Source organism: Actinomycetospora sp., assembly GCF_036497245.1.
Classification (GTDB): Bacteria; Actinomycetota; Actinomycetes; order Mycobacteriales; family Pseudonocardiaceae; genus Actinomycetospora.
Genome location: NZ_DASXJS010000285.1, coordinates 1 through 20,939, shown reverse-complemented (window position 1 = coordinate 20,939; position 20,939 = coordinate 1). Strand labels below are relative to the sequence as shown.

Annotated in this window: 20 protein-coding genes and 1 pseudogene; 10 read left to right on the top strand and 11 right to left on the bottom strand. The window is 73.4% G+C overall.

Annotated features, from left to right (window positions below):
• Together VGI02_RS28775 and VGI02_RS28770 are read right to left on the bottom strand one after the other, a co-directional pair.
• The coding region (locus VGI02_RS28775; protein ID WP_331633487.1) for an aromatic ring-hydroxylating oxygenase subunit alpha at nucleotides 1-1,272 on the bottom strand (1,272 nt) is incomplete at its 3' end.
• Between the two features lie 94 nt (nucleotides 1,273-1,366).
• Nucleotides 1,367-1,999 (bottom strand): TetR/AcrR family transcriptional regulator, encoded by a 633-nt coding sequence (locus VGI02_RS28770; protein ID WP_331633485.1) that lies wholly within the window; start codon nucleotides 1,997-1,999, stop codon nucleotides 1,367-1,369.
• 116 nt (nucleotides 2,000-2,115) lie between these two features.
• Between VGI02_RS28770 and VGI02_RS28765 the strand changes: the two genes are divergently transcribed.
• The 5 genes and pseudogenes from VGI02_RS28765 (at nucleotide 2,116) to VGI02_RS28745 (ending at nucleotide 5,429) form a co-directional block, all read left to right on the top strand.
• Nucleotides 2,116-2,877 carry an enoyl-CoA hydratase/isomerase family protein gene (locus VGI02_RS28765; protein ID WP_331633483.1) on the top strand — a complete coding sequence of 254 codons (762 nt, stop codon included), beginning with the start codon at nucleotides 2,116-2,118 and terminating at the stop codon, nucleotides 2,875-2,877.
• A 55-nt stretch (nucleotides 2,878-2,932) separates the two neighbouring features.
• Nucleotides 2,933-3,571 (top strand): annotated as a pseudogene (locus VGI02_RS28760) (SDR family NAD(P)-dependent oxidoreductase); the annotation flags it as partial.
• A gap of 246 nt (nucleotides 3,572-3,817) precedes the next feature.
• Nucleotides 3,818-4,573 (top strand): hypothetical protein, encoded by a 756-nt coding sequence (locus VGI02_RS28755; RefSeq protein WP_331633479.1) that lies wholly within the window; start codon nucleotides 3,818-3,820, stop codon nucleotides 4,571-4,573.
• Complete coding sequence (locus VGI02_RS28750) at nucleotides 4,570-5,163, top strand: cytochrome c oxidase subunit 3 (protein ID WP_331633477.1); 594 nt, start codon at nucleotides 4,570-4,572, stop codon at nucleotides 5,161-5,163. The genes VGI02_RS28755 and VGI02_RS28750 overlap by 4 nt, the downstream gene beginning before the upstream one ends.
• Nucleotides 5,164-5,177: 14 nt before the next feature.
• Nucleotides 5,178-5,429 carry a cytochrome C oxidase subunit IV family protein gene (locus tag VGI02_RS28745; RefSeq protein WP_331633489.1) on the top strand — a complete coding sequence of 84 codons (252 nt, stop codon included), beginning with the start codon at nucleotides 5,178-5,180 and terminating at the stop codon, nucleotides 5,427-5,429.
• A gap of 4 nt (nucleotides 5,430-5,433) precedes the next feature.
• On the opposite strand, the gene VGI02_RS28740 is transcribed toward VGI02_RS28745, so the two are convergent.
• From VGI02_RS28740 to VGI02_RS28730, 3 genes are all read right to left on the bottom strand, one after another.
• Entirely contained in the window at nucleotides 5,434-6,741 is a 1,308-nt protein-coding gene (locus VGI02_RS28740) for a phytoene desaturase family protein (protein ID WP_331633474.1), read from the bottom strand.
• 94 nt (nucleotides 6,742-6,835) lie between these two features.
• A complete protein-coding gene (locus tag VGI02_RS28735) occupies nucleotides 6,836-8,011 on the bottom strand; it encodes an acyl-CoA dehydrogenase family protein (RefSeq protein WP_331633472.1) in 1,176 nt (391 codons plus the stop codon).
• 15 nt (nucleotides 8,012-8,026) lie between these two features.
• Nucleotides 8,027-9,250, bottom strand: a complete 1,224-nt coding sequence (locus tag VGI02_RS28730; RefSeq protein WP_331633470.1) for an enoyl-CoA hydratase-related protein — start codon at nucleotides 9,248-9,250, stop codon at nucleotides 8,027-8,029.
• Between the two features lie 196 nt (nucleotides 9,251-9,446).
• On the opposite strand from VGI02_RS28730, the gene VGI02_RS28725 reads away from it, so the two are divergent.
• Together VGI02_RS28725 and VGI02_RS28720 are read left to right on the top strand one after the other, a co-directional pair.
• Nucleotides 9,447-10,832 carry a WS/DGAT/MGAT family O-acyltransferase gene (locus tag VGI02_RS28725; protein WP_331633469.1) on the top strand — a complete coding sequence of 462 codons (1,386 nt, stop codon included), beginning with the start codon at nucleotides 9,447-9,449 and terminating at the stop codon, nucleotides 10,830-10,832.
• A gap of 45 nt (nucleotides 10,833-10,877) precedes the next feature.
• Nucleotides 10,878-11,561, top strand: coding sequence for a TetR/AcrR family transcriptional regulator (locus VGI02_RS28720; protein WP_331633467.1), 684 nt, complete (start codon nucleotides 10,878-10,880; stop codon nucleotides 11,559-11,561).
• Here VGI02_RS28720 and VGI02_RS28715 read toward each other — a convergent pair.
• A complete protein-coding gene (locus VGI02_RS28715) occupies nucleotides 11,510-13,192 on the bottom strand; it encodes a class I adenylate-forming enzyme family protein (protein ID WP_331633465.1) in 1,683 nt (560 codons plus the stop codon). The two genes, VGI02_RS28720 and VGI02_RS28715, sit on opposite strands and share 52 nt — an antisense overlap.
• Before the next feature lie 11 nt (nucleotides 13,193-13,203).
• Nucleotides 13,204-13,611, bottom strand: a complete 408-nt coding sequence (locus VGI02_RS28710; RefSeq protein WP_331633463.1) for an SCP2 sterol-binding domain-containing protein — start codon at nucleotides 13,609-13,611, stop codon at nucleotides 13,204-13,206.
• 112 nt (nucleotides 13,612-13,723) lie between these two features.
• On the opposite strand from VGI02_RS28710, the gene VGI02_RS28705 reads away from it, so the two are divergent.
• The gene (locus VGI02_RS28705; protein ID WP_331633461.1) at nucleotides 13,724-14,893 is read left to right on the top strand and encodes an acyl-CoA dehydrogenase family protein; all 1,170 of its coding nucleotides are present in this window, start codon (nucleotides 13,724-13,726) and stop codon (nucleotides 14,891-14,893) included.
• Nucleotides 14,894-15,265: 372 nt separating this feature from the next.
• Here VGI02_RS28705 and VGI02_RS28700 read toward each other — a convergent pair whose 3' ends face one another.
• Nucleotides 15,266-16,417 (bottom strand): acetyl-CoA C-acetyltransferase, encoded by a 1,152-nt coding sequence (locus tag VGI02_RS28700; RefSeq protein ID WP_331633459.1) that lies wholly within the window; start codon nucleotides 16,415-16,417, stop codon nucleotides 15,266-15,268.
• Between the two features lie 163 nt (nucleotides 16,418-16,580).
• Nucleotides 16,581-17,375: an enoyl-CoA hydratase-related protein gene (locus VGI02_RS28695; RefSeq protein WP_331633457.1), complete on the bottom strand. Its 795-nt coding sequence runs from the start codon at nucleotides 17,373-17,375 to the stop codon at nucleotides 16,581-16,583.
• A gap of 123 nt (nucleotides 17,376-17,498) precedes the next feature.
• Here VGI02_RS28695 and VGI02_RS28690 point away from each other — a divergent pair, with 123 nt between their 5' ends.
• Together VGI02_RS28690 and VGI02_RS28685 are read left to right on the top strand one after the other, a co-directional pair.
• Nucleotides 17,499-18,677 carry a thiolase family protein gene (locus VGI02_RS28690; protein WP_331633455.1) on the top strand — a complete coding sequence of 393 codons (1,179 nt, stop codon included), beginning with the start codon at nucleotides 17,499-17,501 and terminating at the stop codon, nucleotides 18,675-18,677.
• Complete coding sequence (locus tag VGI02_RS28685; RefSeq protein ID WP_331633453.1) at nucleotides 18,674-19,807, top strand: CaiB/BaiF CoA transferase family protein; 1,134 nt, start codon at nucleotides 18,674-18,676, stop codon at nucleotides 19,805-19,807. Before VGI02_RS28690 ends, VGI02_RS28685 begins: the two co-directional genes overlap by 4 nt.
• 16 nt (nucleotides 19,808-19,823) lie before the next feature.
• Here VGI02_RS28685 and VGI02_RS28680 read toward each other — a convergent pair whose 3' ends face one another.
• Nucleotides 19,824-20,681 carry an alpha/beta fold hydrolase gene (locus VGI02_RS28680; RefSeq protein WP_331633451.1) on the bottom strand — a complete coding sequence of 286 codons (858 nt, stop codon included), beginning with the start codon at nucleotides 20,679-20,681 and terminating at the stop codon, nucleotides 19,824-19,826.
• The coding region (locus VGI02_RS28675) for a (2Fe-2S)-binding protein (protein WP_331633449.1) at nucleotides 20,678-20,939 on the bottom strand (262 nt) is incomplete at its 5' end. The genes VGI02_RS28675 and VGI02_RS28680, both read right to left, overlap by 4 nt.

Sequence of the window (20,939 nt, the reverse complement as noted above, 5' to 3'; positions counted from 1 at the left end):
GTCCATCAGGGTCAGGTAGTGCTCCCACATGGAGCGCATGGAGGTCTCGTCGGTCGCGGTGCCGATGGTGAACCCGTCGTCGTCGGTGCGTTCGCGCCCGAGCCCGCGGCGCAGGTCGAGCCACTCCGGGCGGAGCTGCGCGACCCCGCGCTGGTTGCGCTCGTACATCTCGGCGTCGTCGGCCAGCAGCATCCCGGCGGGCCCGACCGAGCCGACGCACTGGGTCACCAGGCGGCGGTTGAGGTCGGGGGCGCCCTTGAACTGGATCGCGGTGACGTGCTGGACGGTGCGGTCCACCGCGAGCGGCTGGATGGCGAAGAGCTGGATCTCGGCGACGAACAGGTTCGGGAAGATCATGATGTGCGGCGAGCCGTTGATCATGATCTCGTCGCCGGTCTCGCGTCCGTACACCTCGCGCATCTGCGCGACATAGTCGGGGATCTTCGCCTCGGGGGTGCCCGCCCAGCCCATCGGGACGCCCATACGACGGAACTCCGGAGCCAGGTCGTTCTCCGAGTGGCCGCCGCCCAGGGCGCGCGTCACGGCGGTGGACTTGTCGCTGTACAGGTCGCCGATGCTGCTGCCGGAGATCGAGAAGATCGAGGAGTGGACGAACTGGGGGTGGTAGCCGTCGGTCTCGTTCTCGACCAGCATCTTCCAGTTCGCCTCGACCTCGTGCGCCACGAAGCCCGCGGTGAGCTCCACCTCGCCCTCGGGGGAGAGGCTGACCAGCCGGTCGAGGCGCTCGGCGGCGGCGCCCAGGTGCTCCTCGAGCGTGGGGCCCTCGGCGGCGAGGCTGCCGAAGACGAAGCCCTGGTAGATCCCGACGCGCGGCACCGGGGCGAGCCCCCCGAGCGCCTTCAGTCCCTCCTTGCCGCCGTAGCCCTGGTTGAACGGGGCGCCGAGCAGCTCGCCGGTGTTCGAGAACGTCCACCCGTGGTACGGGCAGCGGAACGAGCCGGAGTGGCCACGGTCGGCCTCGCAGACCAGGTTGCCGCGGTGGGCGCAGCGGTTCTGCAGCAGGTGGACCCCGCCGTCGTTGTCGCGGGTCATGACGATCTGCTGCGGGCCGATCGTCTTGCGGACGTAGTCCTTCGGGCGCGGAATCTCGCTGACGTGTCCCACGTAGACCCAGGTCGTGTACCAGATCTGCTCGAGCTCCCGCGCGAAGATCGCGGGGTCGGTGTAGAGCGACCCGTGCACCCGGTCGGGTTGCACGAGATCGCGCAGGCCCTCGGGGGCCGGTCGCGACGTCGGCGCAGTGGTGGTCATCGAGGGTCCTCTCGCAGGACAGGACGAGTACGCGGACCACCTTCCCGCGAATTTAATCCAGAGTCAAGATGGTCTGTCTGGACACGGTGTCCGATCAGGCGTGCGCGCGGGCGTAGAGCATGTTCCAGACGACCGCGGTGAACGCCTCGACGGTCCGCTCGGCACCCTCGTCGTCGGCGCCGCGCAGCATCTGGTCGAGGCCCCGCTCGGCCATGCACGTGAGCATCTCCGCGGTGCCCCGCACCGGCAGGTCCCGGTGCACGGTGCCCGCCCGCTGGCCGCGCTCGATGTGGTCGGCCAGCTCGTCGACGTAGCGGTCGGTGAGGGCACGGAACGCCTCGTGGACCTCGGCGTCGTGGCTCGAGGTGTCGGTGAAGGCGCGCATCAGCTCGGCGTGCGGGCGGTAGGTCGCGACGATCACCGCGGCGCGCTCGCGCAGCTCCTCGCGCGAGGCCGGGGCGTCCCCGCCCCACCATCCCCGCCCGGCGGCGAGCAGTGCCTCGACGATGTCCGCGGTCACCTCGCGCAGCAGGGCACCCTTGTCGGCGAAGTGGACGTAGAACGTCGACCGTGAGACCCCCGCACGCGAGGCGAGCCGCTCGACCGGCAGCTCGGTGAAGCTCGTGCCCTCGGCGAGGAGCTCCGAGAGCGCGCCCAGCAGCCGGCGCGCGTTCTCCTCGCGCCGCTGCGCCCGGCTCCCGGACGTCCTGCGCGTCACCGACGCCATGGACGCGCACCCTACGGCGCCGGAGCGCCGCCGTTGCGCGGGACGAGCGATTCTTCTAATGTCCGTTAAAACCCGCCGTCGGTGACGTCGCGGGCGTGGAGCGTCGAGGGAGGCCCGTGGACGAGCCGGTGCACGCCGAGGCCGACGGACCGGTCGGGCGGATCACGCTCAACCGCCCGCACGCGCGCAACGCGGTGACCGTCGAGCTCGGGCGCGCCCTGCACGACGCGCTGGTCGACCTCGCGAGCCGGACGCGGGTGCTGGTCATCCGCGGCGCAGGCGGCCACTTCTCCGCGGGGGGCGACTTCGCCGAGGTCTCCCGGCTGCGCGCCGAGGGGCCCGAGGCGCTGCGCCCGCTCTTCGACAACTTCGGCGCCGCGTGCACGGTGATCGGTGAGCTTCCGGTGCCGGTCGTCGCGGCCGTCGAGGGCTACGCGCTGGCCGGCGGCTTCGAGCTGATGCAGTCGTGCGACGTCGTCGTCGTGCGCGAGGACGCGAGGATCGCCGACAACCACCTCAACTTCGGGCAGGTGCCCGGCGGCGGCTCGTCCCAGCGGCTGCCGCGGCTGGTCGGCCGCCAGCGCGCCCTCGCACACATCCTCACCGGGGACCGCCTCTCCGGGCTCGACGCCCTCGCCTGGGGGCTGGCCCACCGGGCCGCGCCCGCCGAGACGTTCGACGCCGCGGTCCACGAGGTCGTCGAGAACCTGGCGAGCAAGGACCCCGCCGCGCTCGCCCGGGCCAAGCGCCTCGTGCGCGACGGGCTCGAGCTGCCCCTCGCCGAGGGTCTCGCCGCCGAGCGCGACGCCGTCGTCGCCCACCTCGGCGGCGACTCCGCCGCCGAGGGCATCGCCGCGTTCGACGCCCGTGCCCGCTGACGGGAGCATGTCGCGCTTCCACCCCTGACGGCGCTCCGCGTCGTCACGTTCGTCCGTGTGTGAGGAGGTCCGTGTGTCCGGAGTCGAGGGACGCGTCGTCGTGGTGACCGGTGCCGGGGGAGGGCTGGGGCGCGAGTACGCCCTGCTGCTCGCCCGCTCGGGGGCGAAGGTCGTCGTGAACGACCTCGGCGGCGCGCGGGACGGCAGCGGAGAGGGACACGCCGCCGCGGACACCGTGGTGTCCGAGATCCGTGACGCGGGCGGCGAGGCGGTCCCGTCCTACGACAGCGTCGCGGACGGGGCAGGCGGCACGGCGGTCGTCCAGGCCGCCCTCGACGCCTTCGGGCGCATCGACGGCGTCGTCGCCAACGCGGGCATCCTGCGCGACTCGGCCTTCCACAAGATGACCACCGAGGCGTGGGACGCCGTCCTCGCGGTCCACCTCGACGGCACCTACCACGTGGTGCGGGCCGCCTGGCCGCACTTCCGCGAGCAGCGGTTCGGCCGGGTGGTCGTGGCCGCCTCCACCTCGGGGATCTACGGCAACTTCGGGCAGTCGAACTACGGCGCCGCCAAGGGCGGGATGATCGGCCTGATCAAGACCCTCGCGATCGAGGGGGCCCGCTACGACATCCTCGCGAACGCCGTCGCCCCGATGGCCGCGACGCGGATGACGGCGGACATCGCGCCGCAGGAGGTGCTCGACTCGCTCGGGCCCGCCCACGTCGCCCCGGTGGTCGGGCACCTGGTGTCGGAGGAGTGCACCGACTCGGGCTCGGTGATCGTGGCGGGCGGCGGCCAGGTCCACCAAGTCACCCAGTTCATGACGAAGGGCGTCACCTTCTCCGAGGTCCCCACCCTGGAGCAGGTCGGCGACCGCTGGGCCGAGATCACCGACCATTCCGGGGCCGTGCCCGGCGTCAACCCGGTCGGCTGACCCGTGACGACGATCCGCGGGGTCCGCGAGAGCGCACCCCCGACCGCGGCCCCCCGGGGGCTCACCGAGCACCGCATCCAGACCTGGTGCGTGTGGTCGGCCCCGCTGTTCGTGGTCCTGCTCTTCGCCGGACTCCTGGTGGCCGGATGGGTCCCGCCGCCCTCGCCGTCGCTGACCGCGGACCAGGTGGCGGCGATGTACGCCGAGCACACCGATCTCAAGCGGCTCGCGTTCATCCTGCTCTTCCTCGGGGGCGGCCTCACGGCGCCCTTCGTCGTGGCGATCCACCACCGGCTCCGCCGCATCCCCGGGGCCGGGCCGCTCGCCGTGCTCCAGCTGATGGGCGGGACCCTCGGCGTGATCGCGGTGTCCGGCCCCGCGATCGTGTTCATGGCCGCGGCCTACCGCCCGGAGCGGGACCCGCAGATCACCCAGGCCCTGCACGAGCTGGCCTTCATCCCCTTCATCGGCAACCTCGTGCCGTTCGTGATCCAGGCCGTGGCGATCGGGCTGGCGGCCCTCATGCAGGACCCGGGTGCGCCGGACGAGGCCGGCGCCGAGCTCCCGCGCTGGCTCGGCTTCTACAACCTCTGGACCGCGTTCCTGACGCTTCCCGGCCTGTTGCTGATCTTCTTCCGGACGGGGGCGTTCGCCTGGAACGGCCTGCTCGTGTTCTGGGTGGTGGCGACGGTCTTCGGCGGCTGGTTCCTCGTGATGTTCGCGGTGCTGCGCGGCCGGTTGCGGGAGGAGGCCCGATGAGCGCCCCCGCGCTCGAGAGCGACCGGTCGCCGGACTCGACCCGGACCCCCGGCGAGGCCGGGATCTGGGTGTTCGTGCTCGGCGACATGGTCGTGTTCGCCGTCTGCTTCGTCGTGCTCGCGGTGACCTACGCCCACGACCGGGCGGCCTACGCGCTCGACCAGGACGCCCTGCACCTGGGCCTGGGGATCGTCAACACCGTCGTGCTCGTGACGAGCTCGCTCACCATGGCGCTGGCCGTGCGCGCGGCCCGCCTCGGCCACCCGCGGGCGGCGGTCCGGCTGGTGGCGGCGACCATGGCCGGCGCCGTGGTGTTCGTGGCGGTGAAGGTGGTCGAGTACACCGACCTCGTCGCCGCCGGGCACACCGCGCGCTCCGACGACTTCTTCCTCTACTTCTTCACCTTCACCGGGCTGCACCTGCTCCACGTCGTCATCGGCCTGTGCGTGCTCGGCGGCGTCCTCCGGATCGTGCGCAGGCCCGTGCTCGGGCGCGCCGATCTCTCCCTGGTGGAGAGCGGCGCGAGCTACTGGCACATGGTCGACCTGCTCTGGCTCGTCCTCTTCGGCCTGCTCTACACCCTGGGGTGATCGCTGTGTCCGCCATGCACGACCGCACGCTCGTCGCCGTCTGGGCCGCGCTGCTGCTCGCCACGGCCGTCTCGGTCGCCGTCCACGAGGGGCTGGGTCTCGGCGCGACCACGGTCCTCGTGGTCGTCGCCGTCGCGTTCGTCAAGGTCTGGCTCGTCGGCCGCTACTTCATGGAGCTGCGCCACGCACCGCCGGTGCTGCGCCGGGCGTTCGACGCCTACGTCGTCGTCGTGCCGGTCGTCCTGGCGGCGGTCCTGCTCGCCTGACGGGTCAGCGCGCGGCGGCCGGGGCCAGGCGCTCGGCGACCTCGCCGGCGACCAGGGCCGCGGTCTCCGCGCACGCCGTCGTGCCGCCGTTGGCGTACTCCTTCACCGCGTCGCCCACGTTCCACAGGTTCGCGACGGGGGTGGTGTGCGGGAGATCGTGCCCCGCGACCGCCCGCTGCGGCGGCCAGCCGTCGCGCCACACCGAGGTGGAGAGCACCCGGGCGTCGGCGAAGCCCGGGATCTGCTCGTGCAGGTCGGCGTGCAGCAGCTCGATCTCCTCGGCCTCGTCGAACCCGCCCGTGGCCGGCACCGGCACGGAGCTGCCGTTGTACAGGTGCCAGCCCTCGGGGGCCATCTCCGGGCAGGTGGCGGTGAAGTTCGCGACGTAGCACATCCGCCGGGTCTTCGCGAAGCTCAGCAGCCCCGGTGCCTCGGTCAGCGGCGTCCGGCTCGCGAAGTTCACGACGATCATCGAGCAGGGCGTGGTGTCGACCGTGGCGGTGTGCGCGGCGGGCAGCCGGTCGCGTCCGACGAGGTCGGCGGTGGTGGCGGGCCCCGCGTCGCTCACGGCCGCCCGGCACGCGACCTCGACGGTCTCGCCGGGCCGGGCCACGGTGGCGCCGGTGACGAGGCCGTCGTCGCCGAGGTGCAGGCCGCGGACCTCGCTGTCGAGCCAGACCTCGCCTCCGGCCCCTTCGATGACGTCGGCGAGGGCCCGCCACACGCCGATCGTGCCCTCGGGGCAGAAGCCGAACTTCTTGAACGCGCTGCGCCGGGTGAAGTAGGTGAGGAAGACCTTCGCGGGCAGTTCCTCGGAGCCCACCGCGAAGATCGACCCGCACATGTTGCGGAAGATCCCGTGGACGTTCTCGTTGCTGGTGAACCGGCGGATCCAGTCCGCGGTGGAGAGCTCGCCCTCGGGCAGGCCCTCGTCGGTCCGGGCGGCGCCGAGCCCGTCGAGGAGCTTCGCGCCCTGCCGGGTGAGCTTGGAGAGCAGGAAGCCCCAGCCGCCGCCGGTGACGTCGACGTCCTTCCCGCCGATGCGGTAGAGCACCGGGGGCGTCGCCCGGCGGACGTCGAAGCGGGCGCCGACGTCGGCGAACGTCTGCTCGGTGATCCCGCCGACCTCGATCACGATGGCCCCGTTGTTGACCGTGAAGCCGTCGATGTCCTCGGTCGAGGCGCGCCCCCCGACGCGGTCGAGCCGTTCCACGACGAGGGTGCGGTAGCCGCGGTGCGCGAGCCGCGCGGCGGTGAACAGCCCGCCCGCACCTGCGCCGACGACGAGCACGTCGAAGGTCTTCTCGGACATCGGTGTCCCCTCTGGGGTCGGGAGGTGGCCTCCGGCCTCGTGAGCACTTTCCGGGGCTATAGCCCCGGAAAGTGCTCACGAGGGCTCCGCCCACCTAGTACGAAGCCGGCAGGCCCAGGCTGTGCTGGGCGACGAAGTTGAGGACCATCTCCCGGCTGACCGGGGCGGTCTTGAGCATCCGCGCGAGGAACCAGTAGTCGGACAGGCCGTACTCCAGGGCGAGACCGTTGCCGCCGTGGGTCTGCATCGCCTGGTCGAGGGTGCGCAGCGAGGCGTCGGCGGCGGCGAACTTCGCGATGTTGGACGCCTCGGCGGCGTCGGCGCCCGCGTCGAACAGCTCGCCCGCGCGGGCGGTGAGCAGCCGCGCCTGGGCCACCGCGATGTAGCACTCGGCCAGCGGGTGCGCGACGCCCTGGTGGGCTCCGATGGGGACGCCGTGCCACACGGCGCGCTCGCCCGCGTAGCGGGTGGCCTTCTCGAGGGCGTAGAGCGAGAGCCCGTTCGAGATCGACGCGGCGGTGATCCGCTCGGGGTTGAGCCCCGCGAACACCTGCCGCAGCCCGGCCCCGTCGTCGCCGACGAGGGTCTCGGGACCCACCAGGACGTCGTCCAGGAACACCGTGAACTGGTGCTCGGGCTGGACGAGGGCCGCCTCGAGGTGCTGCCAGGACAGGCCGGGCGCGTCGGTGGGGACGACGAACAGCGAGAGCGGCCGGCGCCCGCTGCTGCCGGGGACGGCCGACCCGCTGCGGGCGACGACGAGGACGGCGTCCGCCTCGTCGATCCCCGAGGTCCAGTACTTGGTGCCGCGCAGCCGCCACCCCTCGCCGTCGGGGTGCGCGGTGGTGGTGATCTCGTGGCTGTTCGAGCCCGCGTCCGGCTCGGTGATCGCGAACGCCATCTTGAGCGAGCCGTCCGCGATGCCGGGCAGCCAGCGGGCGCGCATCTCCTCGGAGCCGTGCCGGGCGATGATCGTGCCGCAGATCGCCGGGGAGATCACCGTCATCAGCAGCGGGCAGCCCGCGGCCGAGGCGGCCTCCACGACGACCGACAGGTCGCCGAGCGTGCCGCCGCCACCACCGTGCTCCTCGGGCAGGTGCACCCCGAGGAAGCCGCCCTGACCGAGCTCCTTCCACAGCGCGGTGGGCTGCTCGTGGGCCCGGGAGCGGGCCACGAAGTAGGGGTGTCCGTACGCGGAGACGAGCTTCGTGACGCTCGCGCGCAGCTCGGCCCGTTCGGGGCTCTCCGGGACGATCGACGACGGGTTCACCGGTTCTCCTTCTCGTCAGCGGCCGTGGAAGACCGGGCGCTGCCCGGCGCGGAAGGCGGGTACGCCGGTTGCGGCGTCCTCGTCGGCGGCCGCGTCGACCATGGCGACGACCTCGGCGCGTGACTGCGCGGGCAGCGGGGTGGCGTGCGACTCGCGCAGCAGCCGCTTCATCCGGCCCAGGGCGCGGGTCGGTCCGGCGGCCAGGCGCTCGGCGAGGGCCCGGGCGCGCTCCTCGACATCCGCGGCGGGGACGGCCTCGGTCGCGAGGCCCCACGCCACGGCCTCGGCGCCGCTGAACGGGCGGTTGAGCAGGAACAGCTCCTGGGCGCGGCGGAGGCCGACGGTCCGGGGCAGGTACCAGCTGTTCAGCCCGTCGGCGACCAGGCCGAGCGCCGCGTACCCGACGGCGAGGGACGCGGCCTCGTCGACGACGACCACGTCGGCGACGTGCAGCATCCCGAGTCCGCCCCCGGCCGCCGCCCCGCGCACCGCGGTGACGACGGGCGCGTCGATCTCGGTCAGCCGCTCCAGGGCCTGGTGGTAGGTGTCGATCATCTGGCGGAGCACCGCGGGGAGCGCGTCGGGCTCGAGGTCGCCCAGCACGGCGAGGTCCCCGCCTACGCTGAACCGCGTCCCGTCCGCGCACAGCAGCACGGCCCGCACCGCGGGGTCCTCGGCCGCCCGGAAGGTGGCCTCGTCGAGGTCCTCGGTGAACCGGGGGTCGATGGCGTTGCCCGCCTCCGGGCGGGTCAGCCGGATCGTGGCCACCCCGCGCTCGTCGGTCTCGTAGGTCATCCGGCGCAGCGCCCGCCGGCCCGCCCGCGGCCGGCCGGGGTCGGGCAGCGCGTCGGCCCATCCCGCGGAGTCGGTGTACTGGGTCAGGGCGGCGATCCGGCCGTCGTCGGCGAAGCGCAGGACGTGCGCGAAGGCGGCGTCGAGATCGCCGCCGCCGTCGCGCGCCGTGCCCCGGTAGCGCCCGAGGACCACCAGCGCGCCGTCGTCGGTGGTCAGGAAGCGCTCCGGTTCGGCCCGCGCCGCGTACTGCCGCCCGATCGCCCACCAGAAGCCCGCCACCGCGGCGTCGCGCCCGTGCCGGATCTCGCCGAGCTCGCCGGGCATCCCTGCCGTGGGTTCGACGACGACGTCCGGGTCGAGGAGCTCGGCCAGAGCGTCGACGTCGCCGGCGGCCAGCGCGGTGTAGAGCGCCCGTGCCTGGGCCTCGGCGTTCGTCGTGATCACGTGCCCCCGGTCTCCCTCCGTGTCGCGTTTTTCTAGTACTTACTAGAACATGCTGGTGAGGGCCGTGCAAGAGCGGGTCCGGCGACACCTGGCCGGTGGCGGGACGGCACCGGGCCGGCGTGTCGACGGTTCCGTACCGCGCCGTCCGGATGGTTTAATCGAGATTCGAATAAGCTCGGCCCGGAAGGGGCGCCCCGTGCAACTCGTGCCGACGATGGACTCGGTCTACCTGTGGGGCGAGGGCGGGAACAGTCCCTGCCACGTGATCGCCCTGCAGCTGTTCAGACCGCCCGAGGGGTCGGGGCCCGAGCTGGTCGACGAACTCTACGAGCGCATGACCGACCCGGTGCACGTCAAGCGCTCGTTCCGGCGCCGGCCGGTGCGCAGCTGGGCGAGCGGCGGGCAGTTCGCCTGGGAGATCGACGACGACCTCGACATGCGCCTGCACGTGCGTCGCGTCGGGCTGCCGCGTCCGTCCCGCATCCGGGAGCTGCTCGAGTTCCTCGGCGACTGGCACGCCGTCCCCCTGGCCCGGGACCGCCCGCTGTGGGAGGCCCGGCTCGTCGAGGGGCTGGAGGACGGCCGCTTCGCGCTCGCCACCAAGATGCACCACGCGTCGCTGGACGGCGTGAACATGGGCCGCCATCTGCTCGGCGGCTTCTCCACCGACCCGGAGCACCGCGGTGGCACCGCCCCGTGGATGGTGCCGACCGACGAGCGTGCCCGGCCCCGCCGCCGCCGCCCGATTCCGTCGTGGTCGGACTCCGCCCGGACGGTGGCCGGCGCGACCGGGGCGTTCGTCCGGTCGCTGCCCCGGCTGGCGGGCGCCGGCGTCGCCGCGGTGCGCGAGGACTCGGTGGCGCTGCCCTACGAGGCGCCCGCGACCCGGTTCAACGCGCCGGTCAGCTCCGGGCGCCGGTTCGCGGGCGACCGATGGCCCCTGGAGCGCCTGCGCGCGGTGGCCAGGCGCGCCGGGACGAGTTCGAACGACGTCGCGATCGCCATGTGCGGCGGCGCGCTGCGCGGCTACCTCGACGAGCGCGGCGAGCTCCCCGAAGACCCGCTGGTCACGATGGTGCCGGTCTCCCTCGCCGGGACCGACCCCTCGAGCGCGGCGACCGACGGGAACTCCTGGGCCGCGGTCCTCGCCACGCTCGCCACCGACACCGACGACCCTGTCGAGCGCCTGGGCCGCGTGCACGCCGCGATGGATCGCAGCAAGCACCTCATGGGCTCCCTCGACGCGGTCTCGGCGACCGCGATCAGCGCGGTGAACCTCGCGGGCTCGGTCCCGATCTCGATCCCCGGCGTCCCCTCGTTGCCGCGCCCGCCGTTCAACGTGATCTGCTCGACCATCCCGGCGACCCGCGAGCCGCTCTACCTCGACGGGTGCGAGCTCGAGGAGATCTATCCGATCTCGATGGTCCTCGACGGCCAGGCCCTCAACATCACGATGGTCTCCTACGTCGACCACCTGGCCTTCGGGATCACCGGCTGCCGCCGTTCGGTGCCCCGCCTGCAGCGCCTGCTGGTCCACCTCGAGAACGCACTCGTGGATCTCGAGAAGGCCACCGCACGATGATCAGCGATCACGGGGCCCGGCGGAGGGTGAGATAGCGTCGGGAGGGTGACGACGAGCGGCGACCGGGTCGAGGCGCGCCCCGGCTCGCCCCAGCAACCAGCCCCGCCCCGGCGCCGTGGCCGTCCGGCCGCCTCGGGCGGCCCGAGCACGGAGGCGTCGATCCTGCGCAGCGCGCGGGAGGTGTTCGCCGAGTCCGGCTACGAGGGGGCGACGTTCGCCGAGATCGCCGCGCGCGCCGGCGTCACGCGGCCCGCCGTCAACCACTACTTCGCCGGCAAGCCCGCGCTCTACGCCGCGGTCTTCGAGGCCACCCAGGACGGCGTGGTCACCGTCGGGCTCGCCCGGGCCGCGGAGGCCACGACGTCCACCGAGCGGCTCGGACTGTTCCTGGAGACCGCGGCGCAGGCCGACGCGGGCGACCGGTCGTTCGCCCGGTTCATCGCCGCGTCCCTGGTCGACGCGTTCCGTCATCCCGAGCTCGCCGACCACGCCCGCCGCCAGATCGACGACGTGCGCACCTTCGTCCGCGGCACCCTCGAGACCGGGATGGCCGCGGGGGAGATCCGCGACGACCTCGAGCTGGAGCCGGTGACCGAGCTCCTCGTGGCGGTGATGTGGGGGATGGGCCTCTACGCCGGGTTCGTGGGCACCCACGACCAGCTCGAGGCCGTGGTGGCTCAGTTCGAGCGGGTGCTCGAGTCGGTGCTCGTCCCGTCGGCGCCCGGCTGATCGGCCACCAACCGGTCGCGGAGGGCGAACTTCTGCACCTTGCCGGAGGCGGTCATCGGGAGCTCGTCCACCACGAACCACCGCTCCGGCACCTTGTACGACGAGAGCCGCTCCCGGCAGTGCGCCCGCAGCGACTCCTCGATGCCGGAGCTGTGATCGTCCCGGAGCACCACCGCGGCCGCGACGATCTCGCCCCAGTGGTCGTCGGGCAGGCCGACCACCGCCGACGTGAGCACGCCCGGGTGCTCGGCGAGCGCGATCTCCACCTCGGCCGGGGCGATGTTCTCCCCGCCGCGGATGACCAGCTCCTTGAGCCGACCGGTCACCGCGATCAGGCCGCGCTCGTCCATCGTCCCGAGGTCCCCGGTGTGCACCCAGCCCTCGGGGTCCACCGTCGCGGCCGTGGCCTCCGGATCGTCGTGATAGCGCAGCAGCTGGAGGTAGCCCCGCGCGCAGATCTCGCCCTGGACGCCCAGCGCCACGACGTCGCCGGTCGTCGGGTCGACGACGCGCGCCGCGGTCTGCGGCAGGGGACGCCCCACGGTGGTGGCGAGGTCCTCGGCGGTGTCGCCGCGCCTGGTCAGGGAGAGCACGGGGGAGAGCTCGGTCTGGCCGAACAGGTTGTGCACCGCAGCCCCGAAGATCTCTTGTGCGGCCGCGATGGTCACCGGGGCGCAGATCGACGCGCCGACCAGCACGGTGTCCAGCCGCGGCGCCTGCTCGCCGTGGCGTGCGGCCTCGAGCAGCGCCGAGAGCACCGTCGGGACGGAGAAGAGCAGCCGGGCGTCCTCGCGGACCGCCGCGGCGAGCACCGGGCCGGGCTCGAAGCGCTCGATGAGCACCTGCGTCCCGCCGACCCAGGCCGGCCCGAGCGTCGAGATCACGCAGGCCGCCGTGTGGAACATCGGCAGCGGGGCGATCCCCACCGCGCCCGGCTCGACCTCGGCGGTGATCATCGTGAGCCGGGCGTTGTTGACCAGCGACCGGTGGGCGAGCACGACCGCCTTCGGCCGCCCGGTCGTGCCCGACGTGAACTGGATCATCGCCGGGTCCTCCGGCGCGACGTCGTCGGGCTCGGGGCCCGGCTCGGCGTGGAGCCGGTCGGCGTGGGCGAGGCTGACGGTCTCGCGCAGCGCGGGCAGGTCGGTCCGGATGCGGGCCACGGCGGCGGCGAGGTCGCGGTCGCGGCTGGTCTCGGCGTGCACGAGCACCGACGCCCCGGACAGACGCAGGGCGTAGGCGAGCTCGTCGTCGGTGAGGACCGGGTTGAGCGCGACGAGGACGAGGCCGGCCAGCGCGGCGCCGTACTCGATCACCGGCCACTCGGCCACGTTGGGGGCCCAGAGCGCCACGTGCTCGCCCGGCTCGGCGAGCGCGAGCAGGCCCGCGGCGACGCCACGGGCCTCCGCCAGCAGTTCGGCGTAGCTCAGCCGGGCCTGCGACCCGTCGTGGCGGGTGCCGATCAGCGCGCACACGTCCGGCGAGCGCTGCGCACGGTCGCGCAGCAGCCCGCCGATCGTGGCTTCGGCCAGGGGCACCGACTCGTCGGGTTCCCACTCGGCGCGCTCGAGGCGGCGCGTGGACGCGGGCAGGGCGACGGGAGGAGCGTCGACGGTGACGGCGGTGCTCATGACGGGCGACCTCAGGCGACGACGAGGTCGTCGCGGCCGTCGGCCTTGAGGTTCTCCACGTAGATCGGGAAGAGCTTCTTCGACAGCGGCGCGAGGGAGAGCAGCTTGCTCATCTCGCCCTGGACCTTCACCTTCCCGCGGGCCATCGCGAAGGGGAGGTTGACCTTCCCCTGCCAGTAGGCGTTGGCGGTCTCGGTCGACATGACCATGGTCGCGCCCGGCTCCGGCCCCTCGTCGCCGGAGTACACGACCTTCCCGGGCAGGTCGATGGTGAGCTTCGAGTCCGGCTCGGTGCAGTCCATGCGGAGCACCAGGCCGGTGTCGGCCAGCTTCGGGCCGGTCTCCGGATCGGCCATCGCGGCCTCGAAGATCGATCCCACGTAGCGGCGCAGCTCGTCCTCGTCGGCGAAGCCGGGCATCTGATCTCCTCCTGTGGTCGTGCGGCGTGACTCATCTAAGGTAGATTAAATTCAGCGGCGGCGACACCCAGCGCGCCGACCACGGACCCGTCCCCACCGACAGGAGCCCGCGATGGCCGCGCCGACGACGAGCCGCCCCGGAGGCGACTCGCTCTACTCCGACGACCACCAGGCCTTCCGCGAGGTCGTCCGGACCTTCATCGAGCGTTCCGTTCTGCCCCACGACCGCGAGTGGGAGGCACAGCACCGGCCGAGCCGCGAGCTGTTCACCTCCGCGGGCGCGCAGGGCCTGCTCCTGTTCGCCGCACCCGAGGAGCACGGCGGGGCCGGGATCGAGGACTTCCGGTTCAACGCCGTGGTCTCCGAGGAGTTCGGCCGCCACGGCCTCTCGGCGCCCGGCCTGGCGCTGGCCCTGCAGAACGACGTGCTGGGACCGTACTTCCTCGAGCTCACCAACGACGAGCAGAAGGCGCGCTGGCTTCCCGGTCTCGTCTCCGGGGAGCTGGTCACGGCCATCGGGATGACCGAACCGGGCACGGGCAGCGACGTCGCCGCGATCCGCACCCGCGCGGTCCGCGACGGTGACGAGTACGTGGTCGACGGGGCCAAGACGTTCATCTCCAACGGCCTGAACGCCGACCTCGTCGTCACCGCCGTCCGCACCGGCGACGACCCGCACAAGGGCCTGTCCCTGCTGGTGATCCCCACGGATCTTCCCGGCCTCGAGCGCCATCTGCTCGACAAGATCGGGCTGCACGGCCAGGACACCTGCGAGCTCGCCTTCACCGGGATGCGGGTGCCCGCGGCCAACCTGCTCGGCGCCGAGGGCGACGGCTTCCATCACCTGATGCGCAACCTCGCCCAGGAGCGCCTCTCGCTCGCCGTGCTCGCCCTCGCGGCGGCCGAGGGCGTCCTGGAGAACACCCTCGACTACGTCCGCGAACGGACCGCCTTCGGTCGGACGATCGGCTCCTTCCAGAACAGCCGGTTCGTGCTCGCCGAGGTCGCGACCGAGATCGACGTGACCCGGTGCTTCGTCGAGGACTGCCTCGCCGAGCACCTCCGCGGCGAGCTGGACGCCGCCCGGGCGGCCAAGGCGAAGTGGTGGTGCACCGACGTGCAGGCCCGGACCGCCGACCGCTGCCTCCAGCTCTTCGGCGGCTACGGGTACATGAGCGAGTACCCGGTCGGCCGGGCGTTCGTGGAAGCCCGCGTCCAGAAGATCTACGGCGGGACCAACGAGATCATGAAGGAGATCGTCGGCCGGGATCTCGGGCTGTGAGTGAACTCGGCCCCTGCGGCGTCATCTGCTGAGCAGAGAGCGCCTCCGGACGCCGGCCGGGGAGGACCGACCCGCGGCGCACACACTGCGGCCGGCCGAGTTCGATGCGGGGAGAACCGACGTGTCGCGCACACGGTTCGCGGCCCGGACGACCGTTCCCGGCGCAACGCCGGGTCTCCTGCCAGGTGGTGGTGTGCGCGCCGCGTCGGTGTCCGCAGCATCGTTCACCGGGGTCGCCGGAATGTGTGTGTCGCGCGCCGGTTTCCGGCTCGGGCCCACCGCAGTTCTCCGGGCACCTGGGCACCTGGGCACCGCGGTGTGCCGGGGCGGTCCGCCTCGGCACCCGCGATCGTCGTCAGCGTCGGTCGATGATCAGAGTCGCTCGATGATCGTGACGTTGGCCTGACCGCCGCCCTCGCACATCGTCTGCAGGCCCCAGCGACCGCCGGTGCGCTCCAGCTCGCCCAGCATCGTCGTCATCAGCCGGGCCCCGGTCGCGCCGATCGGGTGGCCGAGGGCGATGGCGCCGCCGTTGGGGTTGACCTTCGCCGGGTCGGCGCCGGTCTCCTTGAGCCAGGCCTGCACGACGCTGGCGAACGCCTCGTTGATCTCGACGGTGTCGATGTCCCCGATGCGCATCCCGGTCTTCTCCAGCGCGTACGCGGTGGCCGGGATGGGCGCGGTGAGCACCATGACCGGGTCGTCGCCGCGGGCGGAGACGTGGTGGATGCGGGCGCGCGGGGTCAGCCCGTGCTCGCGGACGGCCTTCTCCGAGGCGACGAGCAGCGCGGCGGAGCCGTCGGAGATCTGGCTGGACACGGCCGCGGTGAGCCGCCCGCCCGGGGCGAGCGTCTTGAGCCCGGCCATCTTCTCCGGGGTGGTGTCCCCGCGCGGGCCCTCGTCGGTGTCGACGCCGGCGACCGGGGTGATCTCCTTCGCGAACCGGCCGTCGGCGATCGCGGCGAGCGCACGCTGGTGGCTCTGGTAGGCAAAGGCCTCCATCTCCTCGCGGGAGATCGCCCACTTGTCGGCGATCATCTCGGCGCCCCGGAACTGCGAGATCTCCTCGCCGGGGTAGCGGGCCTCCCAGCCCTCGCACCCGGTCCACGGGTCAGGGTCGCCGAACTCCTGGCCCGCCACGAACCCGGCCATCAGCGGATAGCGGCTCATGACCTGCACGCCGCCGGCGATCTGGACGTCGGACTGGCCGCTCATCACGGCCTGCGCCGCGAAGGACACCGCCTGCTGCGACGACCCGCACTGCCGGTCGATGGTCACGCCCGGGACGTGCTCGGGCAGGCCTGCGGCCAGGGCGGCCGTCCGGGCGATGTCACCGGCCTGGGCGCCGATCTGGTCGAGACAGCCCAGGATCACGTCATCGATGGCGGCGGGGTCGATGCCGCTGCGGTCGACGACCTCGCGGATGGTGTGCGCGGCGAGGTCGGCCGGGTGGATCTGCGCGAGCCCCCCGTTGCGACGTCCGACCGGCGTGCGGACGGCCTCGACGATGTAGGCCTCGGACACGGGCCACCTCCCTGTCGGGTTCGGGTTTCTTAATCGAGAGTAGAAGACCGAGGCTGCGAGCGGGGAGTGACGTCGTCGGCGATCCGGGATCTCAGCGGCGCCGGAACGCTCACGTGCCTCGAAACGCTCACCTGCCTCGAAACGCTCACCTGCCTCGAAACGCTCACCTGCCTCGAAACGCGACGGGGCGCTTCTCGACGAACGCGGCGCGGCCCTCGGCGTAGTCGTGGGTGGTGGCGTGACGCTGCTGGAGGTCCGCCTCCAGGGCGAGCAGCTCGTCGAGGCGCGGCTGAGCGGCCCGCGCGAGCACCGTCTTCATGCTGGCGTAGGCGACCGTCGGGCCCGCCCCGAGCCGTTCGGTCAGCGCCACGGCCTCGTCGAGGAGCTCGTCGCGCGGGTGCACCGAGGTCACCAGGCCCCAGTCGTGGGCGCGGGCGGCGGGCAGCTTGTCGGCCAGCATCGCCAGCTCGGCCGCCCGCGTGAGCCCGATCCGCTCGGCGAGCGCGGGCAGGACGCCGCCGTCGGGCATGACGCCGATGCGCGCGAACGCCAGCAGCAGGTAGGCATCGTCGGAGGCCAGCAGCAGGTCGCCGGCCAGCGCCAGGGAGACCCCCAGGCCCGCGCACGCGCCCTGGACGGCCACGACGACCGGCTTCGGCGCGCGGCGCGCCGTCGTGATGATCGGGTTGTAGATCTCGCGCAGGCGTCCGGACAGGTCGGGCGCGCCGTCGGCCGTCGTCTCGCGGGCGTTCTTGACGTCGGCCCCCGCGCAGAACGCCCGACCCGCCCCGGTGATCAGGATCGCCCGTACCTCGGGGTCCTGCGCGGCGTCGGTGAGGGCGTCGAGAAGTTCGCGCCCCATCTCCGGTGTCCAGGCGTTGAGTGCCTCGGGCCGGTTCAGCTCGATCCGGCGGGCCCCGGCCAGCTCGGACACACGGACGGTCTCGTAGGTCGGCATCGACGCCCTTCCGGGGACGGACCCGAGTGGGCGGCGAGCCCCCGGGGCTGACAACGGCACTGTGGCATTCTATGGTCGATTAAAAACGCGGACCAGTCGGTGGTACGCCCGAGGAGGATCCCCATGCCCGAGGCCGTGATCGTCGAGGCCGTCCGGACCGCCGTCGGCAAGGCCAGGCCCGGAGGAGCGCTGGCCGGCGTGCACCCCGTGGACCTGCTCGCCGAGGCCTACTCGGCGCTCGTGGACCGCACCGGTCTCGACCCGGCCCTCGTCGACGACGTCATCACCGGCTGCGCGCAGCAGGTCGGCGAGCAGTCCGGGAACATCGGTCGCAACGCCGCGCTCGCGGCGGGCTTCCCGGAGGCCGTGCCCGGCACCACCATCAACCGCCAGTGCGGATCGAGCCAGCAGGCCGCCGCCTTCGCCGCGCAGGGCGTCATGGCCGGGGCCTACGACGTCGTCGTCGCCGGCGGCGTCGAGTCGATGAGCGTGGTCCCGATCGGCAGCTCCCGGCCGCGCAGCCGCGGCGACCGGGTCGCCGAGCGCTATCCCGAGGGCCTGGTCGACCAGGGGATCTCGGCCGAGCTCGTCGCGCAGCGCTGGAAGCTCGACCGCGAGGAGCTCGACGTGTACTCCGCCGAGTCGCACCGGCGGGCCGCGTCGACGGCCGCGGCGGGCGGCTTCGATCGCGAGATCATCCCGGTGCCCGTCGAGGGCGGCGTCCACCGTCGCGACGAGACGGTGCGCGACGGCACCACCGCCGAGAAGCTCGGCGGCCTCGCGCCGTCGTTCCGCACCGACGAGATGGCCGCCCGCTTCCCCGAGATCGACTGGCGGGTCACCCCGGGGAACTCCTCGCCGCTGACCGACGGCGCGTCCGCGGTGCTGATCATGAGCGACGTCCGGGCGGAGCAGCTCGGCCTGGTGCCGCGGGCGCGGTTCCACGCCTTCTCCGTGGTCGGCGACGACCCGCTGATGATGCTGACCGGGCCCATCCCGGCCACCCGTCGCCTTCTCGACCGGACCGGGCTCGACCTCGCCGACGTCGACGCCTACGAGGTCAACGAGGCGTTCGCGTCGGTCCCGCTGGCCTGGCAGCGCGAGTTCGGCGCCGACCCGGCCCGGCTCAACCCGCGCGGCGGGGCGATCGCCCTCGGCCACGCGCTGGGCTCGTCCGGGACCCGGCTGCTCGTCACGCTCCTGCACCACCTCGAGGACACCGGCGGCCGGTGGGGGCTGCAGACGATGTGCGAGGCGGGCGGCATGGCCAACGGGACGATCATCGAGCGGCTCCCCCGATGAGCGGCCCCCTCACCGGGACCACCGTTGTCGAGCTCGCCGGGATCGGGCCGGGGCCCTTCGCGGCCATGCTGCTCGCCGACCTGGGCGCCGAGGTGGTCCGCGTCGAGCGGCCGTCGCGTGGCGGGGTCCCCTCGGCCTCGCCCGCCGACGCCCTCAACCGCGGGAAGCGCTCCGTCGTCCTGGACCTCAAGGACCCGGCGGCGGTCGAGGCGGTGCTCGCGCTCTGCGCGGACGCCGACGTCCTGATCGAGGGCAACCGGCCCGGGGTCACCGAACGCCTCGGGCTCGGCCCGGAGGACGTGTGGGCGCGCAACCCGCGCCTGGTCTACGGCCGCATGACCGGGTGGGGCCAGGACGGGCCGCTCGCGTCCCGCGCGGGCCACGACATCGGCTACATCGCGGTGACCGGTGCGCTGCACGCCATCGGTGAGCACGACGGTCCCCCGCAGGTGCCGCTGAACCTGCTCGGCGACTTCGGCGGCGGATCGACCTACCTCGTCGTCGGCGTCCTCGCGGCGCTGCTCGAGGCCCGCGGCACCGGGCACGGCCAGGTGGTTGACGCCGCCATCGTGGATGGCACCTCGCACCTGCTCGCGGCGATCCACACCCTGCTGGGCTCCGGCCGCTGGCGCGACGAGCGGGGCGTGAACCTCCTCGACGGCAGCACCCCGTACTACGCGGTCTACGCGACCTCGGACGGCGGCCACATGGCCGTCGGGGCCATCGAGGCGAAGTTCTACGCGCAGTTCGTGGAGCTGCTGGGGGCGGACGCGGACCCCGCGCTGCAGAACGACCGCTCGACCTGGCCCGAGACCCGCGAGCGGGTCTCGGCGGCGTTCGCGACCCGGACCCGGGCCGAGTGGACGGCGGTCTTCTCCGACACCGACGCCTGCGTCGCGCCGGTCCTGAGCCTGACCGAGGCGGCGAGCCATCCGCACGTCGCCGCGCGCGGCAGCATCGTGGAGCGCGACGGCCTGCTCCGCCCCGGGCCCGCCCCGCGGTTCCCCTCTCATCCCGGGGACGCCGACCGGCCCGCCTACGCGCCGGGCGCCGACACCCGCGCTCTGCTCACCGCGGCCGGGGTGGACGCCGAGGCGCTCCTGAGCGCCGGCGCGGCGGTGCAGGGATGACGGCCGACGTGCCCGCTCAGCGCTGAAGCGTCGACCCGCGGCCCTCGACCGAGCCGACGAACTCCTCGATCAGCGCGTCGACGACCCCGGGTAGCTCGAGGTTGGCCAGGTGCCCGGTGCGGGGCAGCACCGCCAGGCCCGCGTCGGGCAGCGTCGCGGAGAGCATGAGCGTGGCGTCCAGGGCCTCGGGATCGGTGTCGCCGACGAGCAGCAGCGTCGGGACCGCCATGCCCGCGAGGTCCTCGCGCAGGTCGAACAGCGAGGGGCGGGCGGCCTGCACCCCGCGCATGGTCAGTGCCGCGCCCACCGGGTCGTGCTCGGCGAGGATGCGCAGGTGCTCGGCGTGGGCGGCCGGGTCGCGGTGGCGCAGCGGCGCCCGCGCGGGCCGGTTGCCGTAGTCCCGGGCGACGGCCTCGCTGCCGTCGCGCTCGTAGGCGTCGGCGAGGGCCACGGCGTCGGCGCGGAAGGCCTCGGCCCGCTCCGGGTGCGCGCCATAGCCGCACCCCGCGACGACGAGCGCGACGCAGCGGTCCGGATGACGCAGGCCCACGTGCAGCGTGGCGAACCCGCCCATGGAGTTCCCGACGACGACCGCCCGGTCCAGTGCGAGCGCGTCGAGCACCGCCACGGCGTCGGCCACCGCCCGGCCCTGGTGGTAGGCGGCCGGATCGGCCGGGACGTCGGAGGGCGGGTAGCCGCGGGCGTTGTAGGTGACGCAGCGCCGGGTGCGGGCGAAGTGCCGGACCTGCGGCGCCCAGGAGCGCTGGTCCCCGCCGAACTCGTGGACGAAGAGCATCGGGGCGCCCGCCGGGGACGGTGGCTCGCCGTGGTCGGTGACGTCGAGCCCGACGCCGTCGTCGGTCGTGATCCTCACGAGGCCGACCGTGCCGCGCTCTCGACGGCGTCGACGATGCCCACGTAGCCGGTGCACCGGCAGATGTTGCCCGCCATCTCGGCGCGGATCCGCTCCCGGTCGGGCGAGGGCTCGCGCTCGAGCAGGTACGCCGCGGTCATGAGCATCCCCGGGGTGCAGGCCCCGCACTGCAGGCCGTGGCAGACCGAGAACGCCTCCTGCAGCGGGTGCAGGGTCCCGTCGGCGTCGGCCAGCCCCTCGACGGTCGACACGGCGCAG